Raw genomic sequence first — 19,651 nt, forward strand, 5'->3', positions numbered from 1 at the left:
ATTTCTTACTGCTAATTTTCATCAGACAATCTGTGTGAGCACTACAAAGGCAGGTTCTTTAAGGTAAGGAGGTGATCCAACCGCAGGTTCCCCTACGGTTACCTTGTTACGACTTCACCCCAGTCATGAATCACAAAGTGGTAAGCGCCCTCCCGAAGGTTAAGCTACCTACTTCTTTTGCAACCCACTCCCATGGTGTGACGGGCGGTGTGTACAAGGCCCGGGAACGTATTCACCGTGGCATTCTGATCCACGATTACTAGCGATTCCGACTTCACGGAGTCGAGTTGCAGACTCCGATCCGGACTACGACATACTTTATGAGGTCCGCTTGCTCTCGCGAGGTCGCTTCTCTTTGTATATGCCATTGTAGCACGTGTGTAGCCCTACTCGTAAGGGCCATGATGACTTGACGTCATCCCCACCTTCCTCCAGTTTATCACTGGCAGTCTCCTTTGAGTTCCCGGCCGAACCGCTGGCAACAAAGGATAAGGGTTGCGCTCGTTGCGGGACTTAACCCAACATTTCACAACACGAGCTGACGACAGCCATGCAGCACCTGTCTCACGGTTCCCGAAGGCACTAAAGCATCTCTGCTAAATTCCGTGGATGTCAAGAGTAGGTAAGGTTCTTCGCGTTGCATCGAATTAAACCACATGCTCCACCGCTTGTGCGGGCCCCCGTCAATTCATTTGAGTTTTAACCTTGCGGCCGTACTCCCCAGGCGGTCGACTTAACGCGTTAGCTCCGGAAGCCACTCCTCAAGGGAACAACCTCCAAGTCGACATCGTTTACGGCGTGGACTACCAGGGTATCTAATCCTGTTTGCTCCCCACGCTTTCGCACCTGAGCGTCAGTCTTTGTCCAGGGGGCCGCCTTCGCCACCGGTATTCCTCCAGATCTCTACGCATTTCACCGCTACACCTGGAATTCTACCCCCCTCTACAAGACTCTAGCCTGCCAGTTTCGGATGCAGTTCCCAGGTTGAGCCCGGGGATTTCACATCCGACTTGACAGACCGCCTGCGTGCGCTTTACGCCCAGTAATTCCGATTAACGCTTGCACCCTCCGTATTACCGCGGCTGCTGGCACGGAGTTAGCCGGTGCTTCTTCTGCGAGTAACGTCAATCAACACGGTTATTAACCGTATTGCCTTCCTCCTCGCTGAAAGTACTTTACAACCCGAAGGCCTTCTTCATACACGCGGCATGGCTGCATCAGGCTTGCGCCCATTGTGCAATATTCCCCACTGCTGCCTCCCGTAGGAGTCTGGACCGTGTCTCAGTTCCAGTGTGGCTGGTCATCCTCTCAGACCAGCTAGGGATCGTCGCCTAGGTGAGCCGTTACCCCACCTACTAGCTAATCCCATCTGGGCACATCCGATGGCAAGAGGCCCGAAGGTCCCCCTCTTTGGTCTTGCGACGTTATGCGGTATTAGCTACCGTTTCCAGTAGTTATCCCCCTCCATCGGGCAGTTTCCCAGACATTACTCACCCGTCCGCCACTCGTCACCCAAGGAGCAAGCTCCTCTGTGCTACCGTTCGACTTGCATGTGTTAGGCCTGCCGCCAGCGTTCAATCTGAGCCATGATCAAACTCTTCAATTTAAGTTTGATGCTCGTGAATTAAACTTCGTAATGAATTACGTATGTTCACTCTTGAGACTTGGTATTCATTTTTCGTCTTGCGACGTTAAGAATCCGTATCTTCGAGTGCCCACACAGATTGTCTGATAAATTGTTAAAGAGCAGTGCCGCTTCGCTTTTTCTCAGCGGCGCGGGGTGTGCATATTACGCCATCCCGCTGCAGAGTCAAGCATTTATTTTTGCTTTCTCTGCCGGAGTTCTCAGTGGAACCCCGCTGACCCGGCGGCTTGCGTGCCGTTGTTCCGTGTCAGTGGAGGCGCATTATAGGGAGTTATTTCAGGCTGACAAGTGGAAATTTAAAATAATCTTCCAAGTGTTTTCTTTTTAAGCAAAACACATTTAAACAGCCAGTTTTTCGAGCGTTTTGAAGCCATAACGCTGTAAAACGGGTAATAACTGTTCAGTCTCCGGCGTTGCCGCCATGCAAAACGCAACATTCGCATCCGTTGATTTTGCATCTGGTGCTTCATGTTCTAACAGCCAGGCAGTACGGCGCGCAATTGCAGCACCGGAATCGACCAGCCGCGTCCCTTCAGGAAGTACCTGCAATAACTCTTCCTGTAATAGAGGGAAATGCGTGCAGCCTAATACCACCGTATCCGGCGGCTCTTGCATGCGAAGCCAGGGACGCAGAATGCGTCGCAACTCTTCCAGGGGAACAGGAGCGCCGTGCAACTTGGCTTCAGCCAGTTCTACCAACTCAGCAGATCCCAACATGGAGATCTGACATTCATTAGCAAAGCGCGCAATCAGCTCATGGGTATAAGGGCGTTTGACCGTCCCTCGCGTCGCCAGTAGCCCCACCACGCCGTTCGCCGTCAGTCTCGCTGCCGGTTTAATCGCAGGGACGACCCCTACTACCGGGAAAGCAAACTTTTCACGTAATGCAGGCAGTGAAACCGTACTGGCCGTGTTACAGGCAATGACGGCCAGCGCGAGAGGGTAACGCTGCTGAACTGCAGTGACAATTTCAACAACGCGCTCAACGATAAACTCTTCGCTTTTTTCCCCATAGGGAAAAGCGACGTTATCGAATGCGTATATATAGTGGAGATCCGGCAGGAGATGCCGAATCTCATCATAAACTGACAGCCCACCAACGCCGGAATCAAACACCAGCACGGTGGGACGTGGATCAGAAGGTGTAGCTGCCAGACAAGGTGTATTCCCGTCCTGCAGTTGGGTAGCCATAAACTGTCTCGTAATCTTTGTCGAACAGGTTGGCTATTTTACCACGAACTGTCAGTTGTGAGGTGAGTGGATATGAAACAGCCAGATCCCACAAACTCACGCCGCCCATTTTGACATTCTCATACGTGACAAAGTCAGTATCGTAACGGGTGCCTAAATACTGGTACGTCAGGCCCCAGTCAAAATCATACACCTGCCAGTCGAGTTGATATTTGACCAGTTGTTTTGAGCGACGAGGCAGCGGTTTGTCGGTAATGGCATTACGGGCATCAACATAATCGTAACTGAGTGTATGCGCCAACGGCCCCGTATCAAAGTTCGCGGTTGCCTCAACCCCTTTAATACGGACTTCCCCCTCGTTGTAATATTTCTGGGCGTGATCGTCATAATCGATCATGTCATCGATATCGTTACGATAACCTGAAATACGCCAGCTAACGCCTGCCGTTAACCCTTCAAACGCACCTTCCCACTGTTTACTTTCTTCAGGATTCAGATCTGGATTGCCGTAGAAGCCATACAGTTGTCCCAGATTCGGGGCTTTGTAAGAGGTGCCGTAGGAAGCAATAAAACGATAGCCTTCAATAAATTCCCATCCGGCGCTGGTTTGCCAGGTACTGTGACGGCCAAACTGGGAATTATCATCACTGCGCACTGCACCTTCAAAGGTGAAGTCACCCAGTTGCTGCAGCCCTGTCAGGTAAAGACCTGTGTTGCGCTGTTCATTACCTTCAGCCACATAACCCGTTCCGGGCGTCGTGGTTTGTTTCTGCCAGTCGATACCTGCCCCGACATTACCACGACCAACGGCGACACTGTTTGACCACTGGACATTATATTGCTTCATGTCATCCAGCGTCGCGGAGTCATCATAACGACCATATTCAGGGTCGTAGTTATAGTCCTTACTGTGGCTATAACTGGAAACCAGTTGAGATTGAATGCTCTCGCCGTTGAAGCGTAATCCGGCGTCCCAGCTCTGGCTATAGAGTTGACGCGTGTCGATCAGCGGTGTGCCCGGCCAGTAGTAGGAGTCATAATTAGTACGGTTATCATAGCCATAGCCACGCACAAACCCGCTCCAGGTTTCGGAAAAATTATGCTCCAGCGCGCCATAAAGCGTCTTGCTCTGGAAGCCATCCCGATCGGATTGCGGCTGGACGCCTGTACCACCGTAAGCGACAACATCAAAACCACGGGTATAGGCATAATCACTCATCAGCGTGACGCGTGTGTTTTCACTAACCTGTTGCTGCGTTGAAATATTATAGTTCTGATAACTGTTCGTTCCCCATCCGGCAGACAACTCTGTGCCAGATTTCTCGCGTGTTGTAATGATGTTTACCACGCCGCCAATCGCATCCGAACCATAAATAGCGGAACGCGGGCCTCGGATGTATTCAATACGCTGAACAAGTGCCACCGGGAACTGGCTGAGATCCGCAGATCCACTGACCCCCGCCAAATTCAAGCGGACGCCATCAACCAACACCAGCACATGGCTGGAATTCGTCCCACGAACAAAAATGGAAGAGAGCTGTCCGGAGCCGCCGCTTTGCGAAATATCTACCCCAGGCAGACGGCGCAGCACATCGTTCACGGAAGTCGATTGCCAGCGATCAATATCCTGACGCGTGACCACAGTCACAGGGGCAAGCACAGCGCTGAGAGGTTGTTGAAAACGGTTTGCAGTAACGACCATGGTGTCCGGGTTAACATCCTGTGCCCACCCGGAAAATGCTGTGACGGAGAGCGCCGTCAACAGCGAGGTTTTTTTTATCATTGTAAAGCATCCACAATCTAAGAAGGATGCCGCAGGCCCCATCGATAGTACGCGATGATGAAAACCAGATGCGACGTTAGCCGGCAGGTCTTCGGGCTTGGAAGATTATCTATGTACCAGATAAAAAGAGATGAAGACTTCCCACCTGACGGCAGTGTCTGCTTGCGCATCCATCTCATCATTCCTTACCGCTGCGCGTCAGCCCCAGATTTACACTGGGTTCCCTTTTAACTCACAGGACCGGAGCACGGATGCTACATTCTGCTATAACCTATTGTCCAGGCTGGATATCACAAATCCGTAATCATCAATGACTGGACATCTGATGAGCAATCCCTACAATCCCCGCGTACTTTTATTATTCAGGATGCATCATGACCCCCGAACACCTTCCGACAGAACAGTATGACGCGCAGCTTGCCGAGAAAGTCGTCCGTTTGCAGAGTATGATGGCGCCGTTTTCTGATCTAATGCCGGAAGTGTTTCGCTCGCCGGTCAGTCACTACCGTATGCGCGCCGAATTTCGTTTATGGCACGACGGTGATGACCTGTACCACATCATGTTTGATCAGCAGACCAAAAACCGCATTCGCGTCGACAGCTTCCCGGCCGCTAGCGAGCTTATCAACCAACTGATGACCGCCATGATTGAAGGCGTTCGTGACAATCACACTCTACGCCACAAGCTGTTCCAGATTGATTACCTCACGACAATGAGCAATCAGGCAGTGGTGACGCTGCTGTACCATAAAAAACTGGATGATGCCTGGCGTAAAGAAGCCGAAGCCCTACGGGATGCGTTACGCGCAAAAAATCTGAATGTGCATCTGATTGGCCGGGCGACGAAAACCAAAATTGAGCTGGACCAGGATTTCATTGACGAACGTCTGCTGGTTGCCGGGAAAGAGATGATCTACCGCCAGGTGGAGAACAGCTTTACCCAACCCAACGCAGCAATGAACGTTCACATGCTGGAATGGGCGCTGGATGCAACCAAAGGATCGACCGGCGACCTGCTTGAGCTGTACTGCGGTAACGGTAACTTTTCGTTAGCGCTGGCGCGCAATTTTGACCGCGTACTGGCGACGGAAATCGCCAAACCGTCAGTGGCGGCAGCACAGTACAATATTGCCGCGAATCACATTGATAACGTGCAAATTATTCGTATGGCTGCGGAAGAGTTTACTCAGGCGATGAACGGTGTGCGCGAATTCAACCGTCTACAGGGCATCGACCTGAAGAGTTATCAGTGCGAAACCATTTTTGTTGATCCGCCGCGCAGCGGCCTGGACAGTGAAACCGAAAAAATGGTGCAGGCGTATCCGCGTATCCTCTACATCTCCTGCAACCCAGAGACGCTCTGCAAGAACCTGGAAACATTAAGCCAGACGCACAATGTGTCACGCCTGGCGTTGTTTGATCAGTTCCCGTATACGCACCATATGGAGTGCGGGGTATTGCTGACAGCGAAGTAAAACGTGTTGCCGTTGCAGGCCTGATAAGCATAGCGCCATCAGGCCTACTGCATTACTCTGCCAATTCCTGCTTACGATTGCGAACCTTAAAGCCAATCCAGAACACCAGCGCCACCGACAGTACCGCCGGGAAGAAGTTGGAGCCGATATCCGGATATTCCGCACGAACCACGGTACTGTAAAGCAGCACACCCAGAATAAAGCAGGCGGCAGCGAGGCCCGGTAGCCCCACAGGCATAGTGCGATTTTGGTAGCGTTGATGCAGGCAATACACCGCCAGTATCAGCGCAATTAACGGGAAGACAGAAAATGGCACAATGGAGCTAAACAGCGCCGCAAATGTACCATTGATTGACAAGCCAGCGACCAGCGCCAGCAATAACGTACCTTTATCTTGACCTGACTGTTTCATTGCTCATCCTTCACGTTACTCGGAGTGATGTGACATTTTCTCTTGTTCACGGCGATACCAGTAATATGCCCCTTTCGCAATCATGCGCAGTTGCAATACCAGTCGCTCTTCTAATTGCCGACGCTGTTCTGCGCCAACATCCAATGCCTCCGCGCCCGCACTGAAGACAATCGTCACCATGGCTTCGGCCTGAGCTTCAGTGAACGCACGCGGCATATGGTTTTCGAGTTCAAGATAGTCCGCAAGTTCCGCGATGAAATGTTGAATTTCACGCGCAACGGCCGCACGAAACGCGGCAGAGGTACCCGAACGTTCACGCAATAATAAACGGAAGGCGTTTGGATTGTTGCCGATAAACTCCATAAATGTGGAGACCGAGGTGCGGATCACACTCCCGCCTTTGGCAATACGCTGACGCGCCTGACGCATCAGTTGGCGTAGCATTAAACCGCTTTCATCGACCATCGTCAGACCAAGCTCATCCACATCGCGGAAATGGCGGTAAAACGAGGTTGGCGCAATGCCCGCTTCCCGCGCAACTTCACGCAGGCTCAGACTGGCGAAACTACGCTCAGCACTCAGTTGACTGAATGCGGCTTCTACCAGCGAACGCCGGGTTTTTTCTTTTTGTTGCGCTCTAACGCCCATCACGATGTCTGAATCCTTCCGTATGCCTTGTCTGGCACTATACCAGAGATTAAAAGTAACGGGTTTACGCCGGATTGTGAATGATTGTTTACGCGCAGTTTGTGCTTCGACTTCGCAAAAAAGCACAACGATAATTGGGTTATCCCGGCAATAATGTTACTATCCTGTTGCTTTTATGTATAAGAACAGGTAAGCCTTACCATGCCACATTCCTACGATTACGATGCAATAGTAATAGGTTCAGGCCCCGGCGGCGAAGGCGCTGCAATGGGTCTGGTTAAGCTTGGAGCGCGCGTCGCCGTCATTGAGCGCTATCATAACGTTGGCGGCGGGTGTACCCACTGGGGCACCATTCCGTCAAAAGCGCTCCGTCACGCCGTTAGCCGTATCATCGAATTCAATCAGAACCCTCTTTACAGCGACCACTCCCGACTGCTTCGTTCTTCCTTTGCCGATATTCTCAACCATGCCGATAACGTAATAAATCAGCAAACGCGCATGCGGCAGGGTTTTTATGAGCGTAATCACTGCGAAATCCTGCAAGGTAACGCCCGTTTTGTTGACGAACACACGCTTGCACTGGAATGCCATGACGGTACGGTAGAAACGTTGACGGCCGAGAAATTTGTCATCGCCTGCGGTTCTCGCCCGTATCATCCTGGCGATGTCGACTTTTCGCACCCCCGAGTGTATGACAGCGATTCCATTCTCAGTCTGCAACATGAACCGCGCCACGTGCTTATTTATGGCGCGGGGGTTATTGGCTGTGAATACGCCTCGATATTCCGGGGAATGGATGTCAAAGTCGACCTGATCAATACCCGCGATCGCCTACTGGCATTCCTCGATCAGGAAATGTCCGACTCCCTCTCTTACCACTTCTGGAACAGCGGCGTCGTCATTCGCCACAATGAAGAGTACGAGAAAATCGAAGGGTGTGACGATGGCGTGATCATGCACCTGAAATCCGGCAAAAAACTGAAAGCGGATTGCCTGCTGTACGCAAACGGGCGCACCGGCAACACGGATTCGCTGGCGCTGGAAAATATTGGTCTGGAAACAGACAGTCGCGGTCAGTTGAAAGTCAACAGCATGTACCAAACGGCATTACCGCACGTCTATGCTGTGGGCGATGTAATTGGTTACCCGAGCCTGGCCTCTGCGGCTTACGATCAGGGACGTATCGCCGCACACGCGCTGGTCAAAGGTGAAGCCACCGCCCATCTTATCGAAGATATCCCCACCGGGATTTATACCATTCCGGAAATCAGTTCTGTCGGGAAAACCGAACAGCAACTGACAGCGATGAAAGTGCCGTATGAAGTAGGACGTGCCCAGTTTAAACATCTGGCGCGGGCGCAAATCGTTGGGATGAATGTCGGGACGCTGAAAATCCTGTTCCATCGCGAAACCAAAGAAATTCTGGGTATCCACTGCTTTGGTGAGCGTGCGGCAGAAATTATTCACATAGGCCAGGCTATCATGGAACAAAAAGGTGGCGGTAACACGATTGAGTACTTCGTTAACACCACCTTTAACTACCCGACCATGGCGGAAGCCTATCGGGTAGCGGCGTTAAATGGTTTAAACCGCCTGTTTTAACGCGTTGTCAAAATGGCCATCCATCGAACCACGGATGGCCTCCGCCAACTGCTCATAACGGCTGCGCAGCGGTGATCCTGGACGATAAACCAACCCCACCGTACGACGCGGTTCAGGCTTAATACACGGCAGATAAACCACGCCATCACGCTTACGTTCCCGCGGAACCGCCAGCGCAGGCAACAGGGTAATCCCGCTTCCTGCCGCTACCATATTGCGTAATGTTTCCAGACTGGTCGCCCGGAAATGGGTATCTTCATCCGCACCAGCTTCAAAACAGAAGCCCATCGCCTGGTCGCGCAGACAGTGGCCATCTTCCAGCATCAGCAACTTTTCGCCCGCCAGATCGGACATCGGCACGCGATCGCGGTTCGCCCACGGGTGATCTTCATAGATCGCCAGCATCATCGGTTCATCAAACAGCGGGACTTCGATAAACGCCTCGCTCTCCTTCACCAGCGCCAGAATAACGCAGTCGAGTTTGCCGCTATCCAGTTGCGCTAACAATTGATGCGTCTGTGCTTCATGCAAGTACATTTCTAACTTCGGGAAGGTCTGATGCAGCATGGGAATAATATGCGGCAACAAATACGGGCCAACCGTTGGGATCAAACCAATGTGTAACGGCCCAGACATTGTCTCGCCTTGCTGGCTTGCCATTTCCTTGAGCACTTTGACCTCACGCAGTACGGTACGCGCCTGATCCACCAGCAACAAACCTGCCTGAGTGAACAGAACTTTACGACTCGTACGCTCCAGCAGCATCACGCCCAGCTCGTCTTCCAGCTTGCGGATCTGCCCGCTCAGCGTCGGTTGGCTAACGTGACAGGAGTCCGCCGCCCGCCGGAAGTGACGATGTTCGGCTAATGCCACCAGGTATTCAAGATCACGAATATTCATTATTCATCCTCCGTCGCCACGATAGTTCATGGCGATAGGTAGCATAGCAACGAACGATTATCCCTATCAAGCTTTCTGACTAATAATACATCACAGAAACGGAGCGGTACCTCTTTAACCCCTTGAAGCCACTGCCCGTTCAGAGAGTTTCTCTCATACTCGACATAACGAAAGCCAACGTGAACTTTTGCGGACCCCGTGGTCCGCTTTTTTTTTGCATAAATATGACCACCGCCGTCAATCCCGACCGGTTGTAAGCAGGAAAGCCCCCGGTAAACGTAACGCAGCCCGCAATCACCAGTGCAAGATTAAAGACAAGGGGATGACATGCCGGATAATGCGTTAATTATCTGGTCTGATGGTGGAGGGTGAAGATTGAAGTGTATCGTGAATGGCAGAGATTTCAGATTTGACAGGCCACTCACACTCTCCGGTTTTCCAGAGAGTGTGAGCAGAAATCGTTAACCCAGGCGCGCTTTCGCGTAGTCGATCGCCTGAGCAACCTGCTGCGGCGAAACGCCGCCTTTGGCCGCCCGTTTATCCAGACAGGATTGCAGCGACAGGATCGGATAAACATCATCGCCAATCACCGCACTGAACTTCTGCAAATCATTCAGCGACAACGCTTCCAGCGGCTGACCCTGGCGAATTGCTTCGACCACCGCTTCGCCCACAATATGATGCGCTTCGCGGAACGGTACGCCTTTGGCGACCAGATAATCCGCCAGTTCCGTCGCGTTGGCATAGCCCTGCTGCGCCGCTTCCTGGCAACGAGGACGCTTCACCTGAATACCGTCCAGCACCAGCGCCGCCATATGCAGACAATCCAGCCAGGTGTCGAGCGCGTCGAACAGCCCCTCTTTGTCTTCCTGCATATCTTTGTTGTACGCCAGCGGCAGGCCTTTCAGCGTCATCATCATGCCGGTCAGCGCGCCCTGCACACGGCCGCACTTCCCACGGATAAGCTCCAGCGCATCCGGGTTTTTCTTCTGCGGCATCAGAGAAGAGCCGGACGTCACGCGATCGGAAAGCTCAACAAAACCCGCTTCGCCGGTATTAAAGAAAATCAGATCTTCTGCAAAGCGTGACAGGTGAACCATCCCGATAGACGCGTCGGACAACAGTTCAAGGACATGGTCACGATCGGAAACGCTGTCCAGGCTATTGCGGGTTGCCGAGGCAAAGCCCAGCCAACCGGCCAGTTGTTCACGGTCAATCTCGTAAGCAGTCCCCGCCAGCGCGCCGCAACCTAATGGGCTGACGTCCAGACGCTTAAGCGCATCCTGCAGGCGGCTCTCATCGCGGGCCAGCATTTCAACATAAGCCAGACACCAGTGAGCAAACGTGACAGGCTGCGCACGTTGAAGATGGGTATAGCCCGGCATCACCGCGTCCTGGTTATTTTGCGCGGTGTCCACCAGCGCACTTTGCAGTTGACGGGTTGCGTTCAGCAGCTCCGCGACGGTCTCTTTGCACCACAGTTTCAGATCGGTCGCGACCTGATCGTTACGGCTACGTCCGGTATGCAGCTTTTTACCTAACTGACCGACCTTGTCGATAAGCTTACCTTCGACCCAGCTATGAATATCTTCGGCATCGCTTTTGAGGATCTGCTGCGGATCCAGACGTACCTCTTCCAGCAGATTGTTCAGTGCTTCTTCAAGCTGTAACTGCTCGTCGGTGGTCAACACGCCAACGGTCACCAGCGCTTTGGACCAGGCCACAGAGCCGACGATATCCTGCTCCGCCAGACGATAGTCGAAGCGCAAAGAGTCATTGAACTGTTTGAACCGTTGATCCGCCGCCTGTGTAAAACGCCCACCCCAAAGTGCCATAGCAAATTTCCTTAATAATCAAATTTTTGCCCGGTGGCGCTGCGCTTACCGGGCCTACAAGCCCACATTGGCCGGATACGCAAAGCGCCATCCGGCACAGAATCTTACGCCAGAATACGCGTACCGATCGGCGTACCATTAAATAACGCCGGAAGTTGTTCCGCATGACGCCAGGAGGCGATATCCACCGGACGACCCAGCGTACGCGCCGCATCCAGAGCCGCATTCACCTTCACAATCATGCCATCAGTAATGATGCCCTGTTCAATCAGTTGTTCCGCTTTGTCGGCGGTCATCTCGGCAATACGCTGGCCTTTCCCGTCGAGAATGCCGCTCACATCGGAGAGCAGAATGAGATCCGCACCGAGCGTTGCCGCCAGCGCGGTTGCTGCCTGGTCGGCATTGACGTTCATCAACTCGCCTTCTTCGGTCACGCCGATTGAGCTAACCACCGGCAGAAAACCGCTTTCCAGCAGGGTGTTAATCAGCTTAGGCGAACCCGGCTGCGCCAGTCCAACATGGCCTAACGCTTCGTCGAGCTGAGTCACTTTTACGCTGTCACCGTCGCCAAGATAAAGACCCACAGAGGCAATATGATGTTTCTTCGCCCACGCCAGCAGGGTTTTGTTTGCCGTCCCCGCCAGCGCGCCGGTAATGATGTCAATCTGGTCAGCAGGCGTCACACGCAGGCCGTTTTTCTTTTTCACCGGCAGGTTGAGCCCTTTCATCAGCTCATCCACCACACAGCCGCCGCCATGCACAATGACCAGCGGACGCTGATGCGATTCACGATAGTCCACCAGTGCAGTAAACAGACGCTCCAGCGCCTCTTCGCTATCCAGTAATACGCCGCCCAGCTTGATAATCAATGGATTCATCATTGCACCCTTAAATAAGAGACTGCGTTTCGGCAAAGCCAAAACGGATGTTAGCGCACTGCATGGCCTGCGCCGCTGCGCCTTTCAATAAGTTGTCTTCGGTTGCCACAACAATCAGGTGCTCGCCCTGTACTGCGAATCCGATATCGCAGAACGGTAACCCAACAACGTTCTTCAGTGCCGGAACGCCTTTGTCATACAGACGCACCAGCGGTTTATCACCATACGCCTGTTGCAATACCTGTCCGACCTGAGCCTGCGTGACACCCGGTTTCAGGCGGCAGGTAATGGTTTCCAGAATGCCGCGTGGGAAGTTCCCCAGATGCGGCGTGAAGATAACGTCGGCTCCCAGATGCGTTGCGATTTCCGGCTGATGGCGGTGCGTAAACACGCCGTACGGTTGCAGGCTCACTTCGCAGAAGCTATTTGAAATTGCGGCCTTGCGCCCGGCGCCGCTCACGCCGCTGGTGGCGTTAATCACCGGCCACTGGGAAAGCTCCAGCAGATCGGCATCAATCAGCGGTTTTAGCGAAAGCTGCGCTGCCGTGGGGTAGCACCCCGGAACGGCAATCAGGTTCGCCTCTTTCAGTTTATCGGCGTTCCACTCGGCCAGACCGTACACCGCCTGCTCCAGCAGTTCAGGGTGCTGATGCGTAAAACCATAATATGTTTCGTAGAAGGCGGCATCATTAACGCGGAACGCACCGGATAGGTCGAACACCACACAGCCTGCCGCCAGAAATTGCGGCGCCAGGTCGTGACTCACCTCATGGGCAGTGGCGAGGAACACCACATCCACCCCTGCGCTAAACTCGCTAATATCAGACATCGGTTGCAACGGTAGATCGACAATGCCCTTTAACTGCGGATGTAAATCGGAGATTAACTTTCCCGCATCATTGCTTTGCGCTGAGACGGTCAAAGCGGTTATGGTCATATCAGGATGGCGATTTACATAGGTCACAAGCTCTGCGCCAGCATAACCACTGGCACCCACAATCAGCGTATTCAACATCGGGGCTGTTCACCTTCTTACGTCTATGTGATCGGGAAGACGGGAATCTTCCTCACCGGGTTAAGGTTTTTCACCTCACCTTACACTTGGTGGGTTTTATTACGCTTAACGTTATTGTATTTTTATTCACAAATACTGCATGAATATTGATACTATCATGACCTAAGGTGTGTCAACAATGAAAAACGATTTACCGCCATTTATCGAGATTTACCGCGCTCTGATTGCCACACCATCGATTAGCGCAACCGAAGAAGCGCTGGATCAAAGCAATGCGTCTTTAATCACTCTACTGGCTGAATGGTTTACGGATTTGGGCTTTCAGGTTGACGTTCAGCCCGTCCCCGGAACCCGTCATAAATTCAATATGCTCGCCAGTGTCGGACACGGTGCGGGTGGTCTGTTGCTAGCCGGGCATACCGACACCGTACCGTTTGATGATGGACGCTGGACGCGCGACCCTTTCACGCTGACCGAACACGACAATAAGCTCTACGGTCTGGGCACGGCTGACATGAAAGGTTTCTTCGCGTTTATTCTCGATGCCCTGCGCGACGTGGATGTCACAAAGCTGAAAAAACCGCTCTACATTCTGGCGACCGCCGATGAAGAAACCAGCATGGCGGGCGCGCGCTATTTTGCAGAAACCTCTTCTCTGCGCCCGGACTGCGCGATTATTGGCGAACCGACATCGCTGCAACCGGTGCGCGCCCACAAAGGCCATATTTCAAACGCGATACGTATTCTGGGTCAGTCTGGGCACTCCAGCGATCCGGCGCGTGGCGTGAATGCGATTGAACTGATGCATGACGCGATTGGCCGCATCATGCAACTGCGTGACGACCTGAAAGAGCGCTATCACTACGAAGCGTTTACCGTCCCGTACCCGACGTTAAATCTGGGTCATATTCATGGCGGCGATGCGGCGAACCGTATCTGCGCCTGTTGTGAACTGCATATGGATATCCGTCCGCTGCCGGGCATGACGCTAAATGATCTTAACGGCCTGCTCAATGACGCTCTGGCGCCAGTGAGCGAACGCTGGCCGGGTCGCCTGACGGTGTCAGAATTGCACCCACCGATCCCAGGCTACGAGTGCCCGCCCAATCATCAACTGGTTGAGGTGGTCGAAAAGCTGCTGGGGACGAAAACGGATGTGGTGAACTACTGCACCGAAGCGCCGTTTATCCAGACGCTATGCCCAACGCTGGTGCTCGGGCCGGGTTCCATTAACCAGGCCCATCAGCCGGATGAGTATCTGGAAACTCGCTTCATTAAGCCAACACGTGAATTGATCACGCAAGTGGTACATCACTTCTGCTGGCATTAACGATCCCTCGCCTCGCCCATCCGAAAGGAATAGGCGAGGCGAGATTGTTACATTTTCATTAGCAATACTTATCTGATTCCTGCTGAATTAAATAACGTAAATTGCTGCCATTTTTTCGTTTGCTGAACCGATTTCGCCGCAATTGACGTCACGTCTTTTACGTGGCTTTATAAAAGACGACGAAGAACAATGTCCGAAAGATTCCATATTGCAGCAAGGCCGCGCACCAGCACATCTCAGGGAACTGACATCAGCCAGTGACCCCGATGGGCGAGCGCAGCCAACACCGCTGTGGCATGAAAAATACAGGGCAATCAAATTAAAGATGGGGTGTCTGGGGTCATATGAACGAACAATATTCCGCGTTGCGTAGTAATGTCAGTATGCTCGGCAAAGTGCTGGGAGAAACCATCAAAGATGCGTTGGGAGAGAGCATTCTTGATCGCGTAGAAACAATCCGTAAGCTGTCTAAATCTTCTCGTGCTGGCAATGAAGCCGACCGCCAGGAGTTGCTCACTACGCTACAGAATCTGTCCAACGACGAGCTTTTACCGGTTGCCCGTGCGTTCAGTCAGTTTCTGAATCTGGCCAATACCGCTGAGCAATACCACAGTATTTCGCCGCATGGCGAAGCTGCCAGCAACCCGGAAGTGATTGCCCGCACCCTGCGTAAACTGAAAAACCAACCCGATCTCGACGACGCCACCATCAGAAAGGCCGTGGAGTCCTTGTCCCTGGAACTGGTGCTCACCGCGCACCCGACAGAGATTACTCGCCGTACGCTTATCCATAAAATGGGTGAAGTTAACACCTGCCTGAAGCAGCTTGATAACAAAGACATCGTCGATTACGAACGTCATCAACTGATGCGCCGTTTGCGTCAGTTGATCGCCCAGTCCTGGCATACCGATGAGATCCGCAAACTACGCCCAAGTCCGGTGGATGAAGCCAAATGGGGCTTTGCCGTTGTCGAAAACAGTCTGTGGCAGGGCGTGCCTAACTACCTGCGTGAGCTGAACGAACAGCTCGAAGAGAATCTGGGTTACACACTGCCCGTTGATTTCGTCCCTGTTCGTTTTACCTCCTGGATGGGCGGTGACCGTGACGGCAACCCAAACGTAACGGCAGATATTACCCGCCATGTGATGTTGCTAAGCCGCTGGAAAGCCACCGACCTCTTCCTGAAAGACATTCAATTTTTAATTTCCGAACTGTCCATGGTCGATGCCACGCCGGAACTGTTAGCAATGGTCGGCGAAGAAGGCGAGTCGGAGCCTTACCGCTACCTGATGAAAAACCTGCGCGCGCGCCTGATGGCAACTCAGGCCTGGCTGGAAGCGCGTCTGAAAGGCGAGAAGCTGCCGAAACCGGCTGGTTTGCTGACCCAAAACGAACAGCTATGGGAACCTCTGTACGCCTGTTATCAGTCACTTCAGGCATGTGGCATGGGCATCATCGCCAACGGCGAACTGCTCGATACCCTTCGCCGCGTGAAATGCTTTGGCGTACCGCTGGTTCGCATTGATATCCGTCAGGAGAGCACGCGTCATACTGAAGCGCTGGGCGAACTGACCCGTTACCTCGGTCTTGGCGATTATGAGAACTGGTCAGAAGCCGACAAGCAGGCTTTCCTGATCCGCGAACTGAACTCCAAACGTCCGCTGCTGCCGCGTAACTGGGAGCCCAGCAATGAAACCCGCGAAGTGCTTGATACCTGCCAGGTCATCGCCGAAGCGCCGCTCGGGTCCATTGCCGCTTACGTCATCTCGATGGCAAAAACACCGTCTGACGTACTGGCCGTTCATCTGCTGTTGAAAGAAGCCGGTATTGGCTTTGCCATGCCTGTCGCGCCACTGTTCGAAACGCTGGATGACCTGAACAATGCCGATAGCGTGATGACACAGTTGTTGAATATTGACTGGTATCGCGGATTTATTCAGGGCAAGCAGATGGTCATGATCGGCTACTCTGACTCCGCGAAAGATGCCGGTGTGATGGCCGCCTCCTGGGCGCAGTATCAGGCGCAGGACGCGCTGATCAAAACCTGTGAAAAAGCAGGCATTGAACTGACGCTGTTCCACGGGCGCGGCGGCTCCATTGGTCGCGGCGGCGCCCCGGCTCATGCGGCACTCCTTTCCCAACCGCCAGGCAGTCTGAAAGGCGGACTGCGCGTCACCGAACAAGGCGAGATGATCCGCTTCAAATACGGTCTGCCGGAAGTGACCATCAGCAGCCTGTCGTTGTACACCAGCGCGATTCTGGAGGCCAACCTGTTGCCGCCGCCAGAGCCGAAAGAAGACTGGCGTCATATTATGGATGAGCTGTCCGTCATCTCTTGCGATATGTATCGCGGCTACGTGCGTGAAAACAAAGACTTTGTGCCGTATTTCCGCTCAGCAACGCCGGAACAAGAACTGGCTAAGTTGCCGCTTGGCTCGCGTCCGGCAAAACGTCGCCCCACCGGGGGTGTTGAATCGCTGCGCGCCATTCCGTGGATTTTTGCCTGGACGCAAAACCGCCTGATGCTGCCGGCCTGGTTAGGTGCGGGTACCGCGCTGCAAAAAGTGGTCGAAGATGGCAAGCAGAGCGAACTGGAAACCATGTGTCGCGACTGGCCGTTCTTCTCCACGCGTCTTGCGATGCTGGAAATGGTGTTCTCAAAAGCAGACCTGTGGCTGGCAGAATACTACGACCAGCGTCTGGTCAAAAAAGAGCTGTGGCCGCTGGGTGCAGAGTTGCGCCATCTGCAGGAGGAAGACATCAAGGTAGTGCTGGCTATCGCCAACGACGCCCACCTGATGGCGGATCTGCCGTGGATCGCCGAGTCTATCCAGCTAAGAAACGTCTACACCGACCCGCTAAACGTCCTGCAGGCAGAGTTGTTACACCGCTCGCGTCTGGCGGAAGAACAGGGTAAAGAACCCGATCCGCGAGTTGAACAAGCGCTAATGGTCACTATCGCTGGCGTGGCTGCTGGCATGCGCAATACCGGTTAATTTTCCCCCCTTACACCGCCCTGTGACATTGTCCAGGGCGGGCATTTCAAAGTGATGTTATAGTCCCCGCGATTCATTCTATTCTGTCTGCATTTCATTCACTGAGTGGATATTTAGTATTCATCTTGATGATTCAGATTTTCTTAAGGTTTGGGTGCTACGTTTGGCGCCACTATTAAAGACAGGCTTACTCTATGCAATCCTTAAATCTCCAGCCTAAGCCAGCATTTAGCTGGAAAGCTCTGGGCTGGGCACTTCTCTATTTCTGTTTTTTCTCAACGCTACTGCAAGCAATTATCTGCATCACGGGGTTCAGCGGCACAAACGGGCTACGTGACTCGTTGCTGTACAGCTCGCTCTGGTTGATCCCGGTGTTGCTGTTTCCCAGCCGGACGCGTGTTATTGCCGCCATAGTAGGTATCGTACTGTGGGCAGCATCACTGGCAACGCTCTGTTATTACGTCATTTACGGTCAGGAGTTTTCACAAAGCGTCCTGTTCGTGATGTTTGAAACCAATGCCAACGAAGCCAGCGAGTTTCTGAGTCAGTATTTCAGTCTGAAAATCATTGTCATCGCGATAGCCTATACCGCTGTAGCAGTACTGCTGTGGACACGTCTTCGCCCCATTTATATTCCAGGACGCTGGCGTTGGACCGTCTCCTTTGCCCTGCTGTACGGCCTTCTCCTGCATCCGTTCGTGACCAAGTCAGCCGTTAACGGCGCACCGTATGAAAAAACGCTAAGCGTACTGTCCTCACGCCTGGAGCCTGCGGCCCCCTGGCAATTTGTGATTGGCTATTACCAGTATCAACGCCAGTTGACCTCGCTAAACAATCTGTTGAACCAGAACCACGCGCTGCCGCCGCTGGCGAATTTTAAAGACAATTCCGGTGATGCTCCGCGCACACTTGTCCTGGTGATTGGCGAGTCCACCCAACGTGGTCGCATGAGTTTGTACGGCTACCCGCGTGAAACCACGCCACAACTGGACGCCCTGCGCAATTCAGACCCTAAGTTGAGCGTCTTCACTAACGTCGTAACCTCACGGCCATACACGATTGAGATCCTGCAGCAGGCGCTGACTTTCGCCAATGAACAGGAACCCGATCTGTATCTGTCGAAGCCGTCACTGATGAACATGATGAAACAGGCGGGCTATAAGACCTTCTGGATCACCAACCAACAGACAATGACCGCCCGTAACACCATGCTGACCGTGTTCTCAAAACAGACCGACAAGCAGTTCTATATGAACCAACAACGCACCCAAAGTGCGCGCGAATATGACTCCAACGTGCTGACACCGTTTAAAGAAGTGTTAGCCGACCCGGCACCGAAGAAATTCATTATCGTTCACCTGCTGGGTACGCACATTAGGTACAAATTTCGTTACCCGGAAAACCAGGGCACGTTTGATGGTAAGACCGACCACGTCCCTGCCGGGCTGAGCGACGATGAGCTGGAGTCGTATAACGATTACGACAATGCCAATCTGTACAACGATCACGTGATTGCCAGTCTGATTAATGACTACAAAGCCACCGATCCGAACGGCTTCCTGCTCTACTTCTCCGATCACGGCGAAGAGGTGTACGACACGCCGCCGCATAAAACACAGGGGCGCAACGAAGAAAATCCAACGCGCCATATGTATACCGTCCCCTTCCTGTTGTGGACGTCAGAAAAATGGCAGGCTGCGCATCCGCGAGATCTCTCACAGGATGTCGACCGTAAATACAGCAGCTCCGAGTTTATCCACACCTGGTCTGACTTAGCAGGATTAACCTACGACGGGTATGACCCAACGCGTTCCATCACCAGCCCGCAATTTAAAGAAGTGACGCGCTGGATTGGTAACCCCTACAAGAAAAACGCGCTGGTAGATTACGACACCCTCCCATACGGGGATCGCGTCGGAAATCAGTAACAGACGCCATGAG

The 19,651-nt window shown here is 53.0% G+C and carries 13 protein-coding genes, 1 rRNA gene and 1 riboswitch; of the genes, 5 read left to right on the plus strand and 9 right to left on the minus strand.

Annotated features, from left to right (window positions below; all coding sequences use genetic code 11):
- Nucleotides 1-64: 64 nt before the first annotated feature.
- From ACO7SM_RS20640 to btuB, 3 genes are all read right to left on the minus strand, one after another.
- Nucleotides 65-1,606 (minus strand): 16S ribosomal RNA (locus tag ACO7SM_RS20640).
- A gap of 378 nt (nucleotides 1,607-1,984) precedes the next feature.
- Nucleotides 1,985-2,836 (minus strand): glutamate racemase, encoded by an 852-nt coding sequence (murI, locus tag ACO7SM_RS20645; protein WP_490469035.1) that lies wholly within the window; start codon nucleotides 2,834-2,836, stop codon nucleotides 1,985-1,987.
- On the minus strand, nucleotides 2,781-4,619 hold the full coding sequence (gene btuB / locus ACO7SM_RS20650; RefSeq protein WP_490469036.1) for a TonB-dependent vitamin B12 receptor BtuB: 1,839 nt from the start codon (nucleotides 4,617-4,619) through the stop codon (nucleotides 2,781-2,783). Before btuB ends, murI begins: the two co-directional genes overlap by 56 nt.
- Before the next feature lie 65 nt (nucleotides 4,620-4,684).
- A riboswitch (cobalamin riboswitch) is annotated at nucleotides 4,685-4,879 on the minus strand.
- Nucleotides 4,880-4,993: 114 nt separating this feature from the next.
- Here btuB and trmA point away from each other — a divergent pair.
- A complete protein-coding gene (trmA, locus tag ACO7SM_RS20655; RefSeq protein WP_490469037.1) occupies nucleotides 4,994-6,094 on the plus strand; it encodes a tRNA (uridine(54)-C5)-methyltransferase TrmA in 1,101 nt (366 codons plus the stop codon).
- A 52-nt stretch (nucleotides 6,095-6,146) separates the two neighbouring features.
- On the opposite strand, the gene ACO7SM_RS20660 is transcribed toward trmA, so the two are convergent.
- Nucleotides 6,147-6,506, minus strand: a complete 360-nt coding sequence (locus ACO7SM_RS20660; protein ID WP_203359353.1) for a YijD family membrane protein — start codon at nucleotides 6,504-6,506, stop codon at nucleotides 6,147-6,149.
- A gap of 15 nt (nucleotides 6,507-6,521) precedes the next feature.
- On the minus strand, nucleotides 6,522-7,157 hold the full coding sequence (gene fabR / locus ACO7SM_RS20665; RefSeq protein WP_162380271.1) for an HTH-type transcriptional repressor FabR: 636 nt from the start codon (nucleotides 7,155-7,157) through the stop codon (nucleotides 6,522-6,524).
- 198 nt (nucleotides 7,158-7,355) lie between these two features.
- Here fabR and sthA point away from each other — a divergent pair, with 198 nt between their 5' ends.
- Complete coding sequence (gene sthA / locus ACO7SM_RS20670; protein ID WP_162380272.1) at nucleotides 7,356-8,756, plus strand: Si-specific NAD(P)(+) transhydrogenase; 1,401 nt, start codon at nucleotides 7,356-7,358, stop codon at nucleotides 8,754-8,756.
- Here the strand turns inward: sthA and oxyR are convergent.
- From oxyR to argC, 4 genes are all read right to left on the minus strand, one after another.
- The gene (gene oxyR, locus ACO7SM_RS20675; RefSeq protein ID WP_192613843.1) at nucleotides 8,739-9,656 is read right to left on the minus strand and encodes a DNA-binding transcriptional regulator OxyR; all 918 of its coding nucleotides are present in this window, start codon (nucleotides 9,654-9,656) and stop codon (nucleotides 8,739-8,741) included. The two genes, sthA and oxyR, sit on opposite strands and share 18 nt — an antisense overlap.
- Nucleotides 9,657-10,117: 461 nt before the next feature.
- Nucleotides 10,118-11,491 carry an argininosuccinate lyase gene (argH, locus tag ACO7SM_RS20680; RefSeq protein WP_490469038.1) on the minus strand — a complete coding sequence of 458 codons (1,374 nt, stop codon included), beginning with the start codon at nucleotides 11,489-11,491 and terminating at the stop codon, nucleotides 10,118-10,120.
- A gap of 104 nt (nucleotides 11,492-11,595) precedes the next feature.
- A complete protein-coding gene (argB, locus tag ACO7SM_RS20685) occupies nucleotides 11,596-12,372 on the minus strand; it encodes an acetylglutamate kinase (protein WP_490469039.1) in 777 nt (258 codons plus the stop codon).
- 7 nt (nucleotides 12,373-12,379) lie between these two features.
- On the minus strand, nucleotides 12,380-13,384 hold the full coding sequence (gene argC / locus ACO7SM_RS20690; RefSeq protein ID WP_490469040.1) for an N-acetyl-gamma-glutamyl-phosphate reductase: 1,005 nt from the start codon (nucleotides 13,382-13,384) through the stop codon (nucleotides 12,380-12,382).
- Nucleotides 13,385-13,562: 178 nt separating this feature from the next.
- On the opposite strand from argC, the gene argE reads away from it, so the two are divergent.
- The 3 genes from argE to ACO7SM_RS20705 all read left to right on the plus strand — a co-directional run bounded on the left by argE (nucleotide 13,563) and on the right by ACO7SM_RS20705 (nucleotide 19,638).
- Nucleotides 13,563-14,714: an acetylornithine deacetylase gene (argE, locus tag ACO7SM_RS20695; RefSeq protein ID WP_490469041.1), complete on the plus strand. Its 1,152-nt coding sequence runs from the start codon at nucleotides 13,563-13,565 to the stop codon at nucleotides 14,712-14,714.
- 344 nt (nucleotides 14,715-15,058) lie between these two features.
- Nucleotides 15,059-17,710, plus strand: coding sequence for a phosphoenolpyruvate carboxylase (ppc, locus tag ACO7SM_RS20700; protein ID WP_490469042.1), 2,652 nt, complete (start codon nucleotides 15,059-15,061; stop codon nucleotides 17,708-17,710).
- Nucleotides 17,711-17,904: 194 nt separating this feature from the next.
- Nucleotides 17,905-19,638 carry a phosphoethanolamine transferase CptA gene (locus ACO7SM_RS20705; RefSeq protein WP_490469043.1) on the plus strand — a complete coding sequence of 578 codons (1,734 nt, stop codon included), beginning with the start codon at nucleotides 17,905-17,907 and terminating at the stop codon, nucleotides 19,636-19,638.
- Nucleotides 19,639-19,651 lie beyond the last annotated feature (13 nt).

This window comes from Citrobacter sp. LJND-P06 (assembly GCF_058188415.1).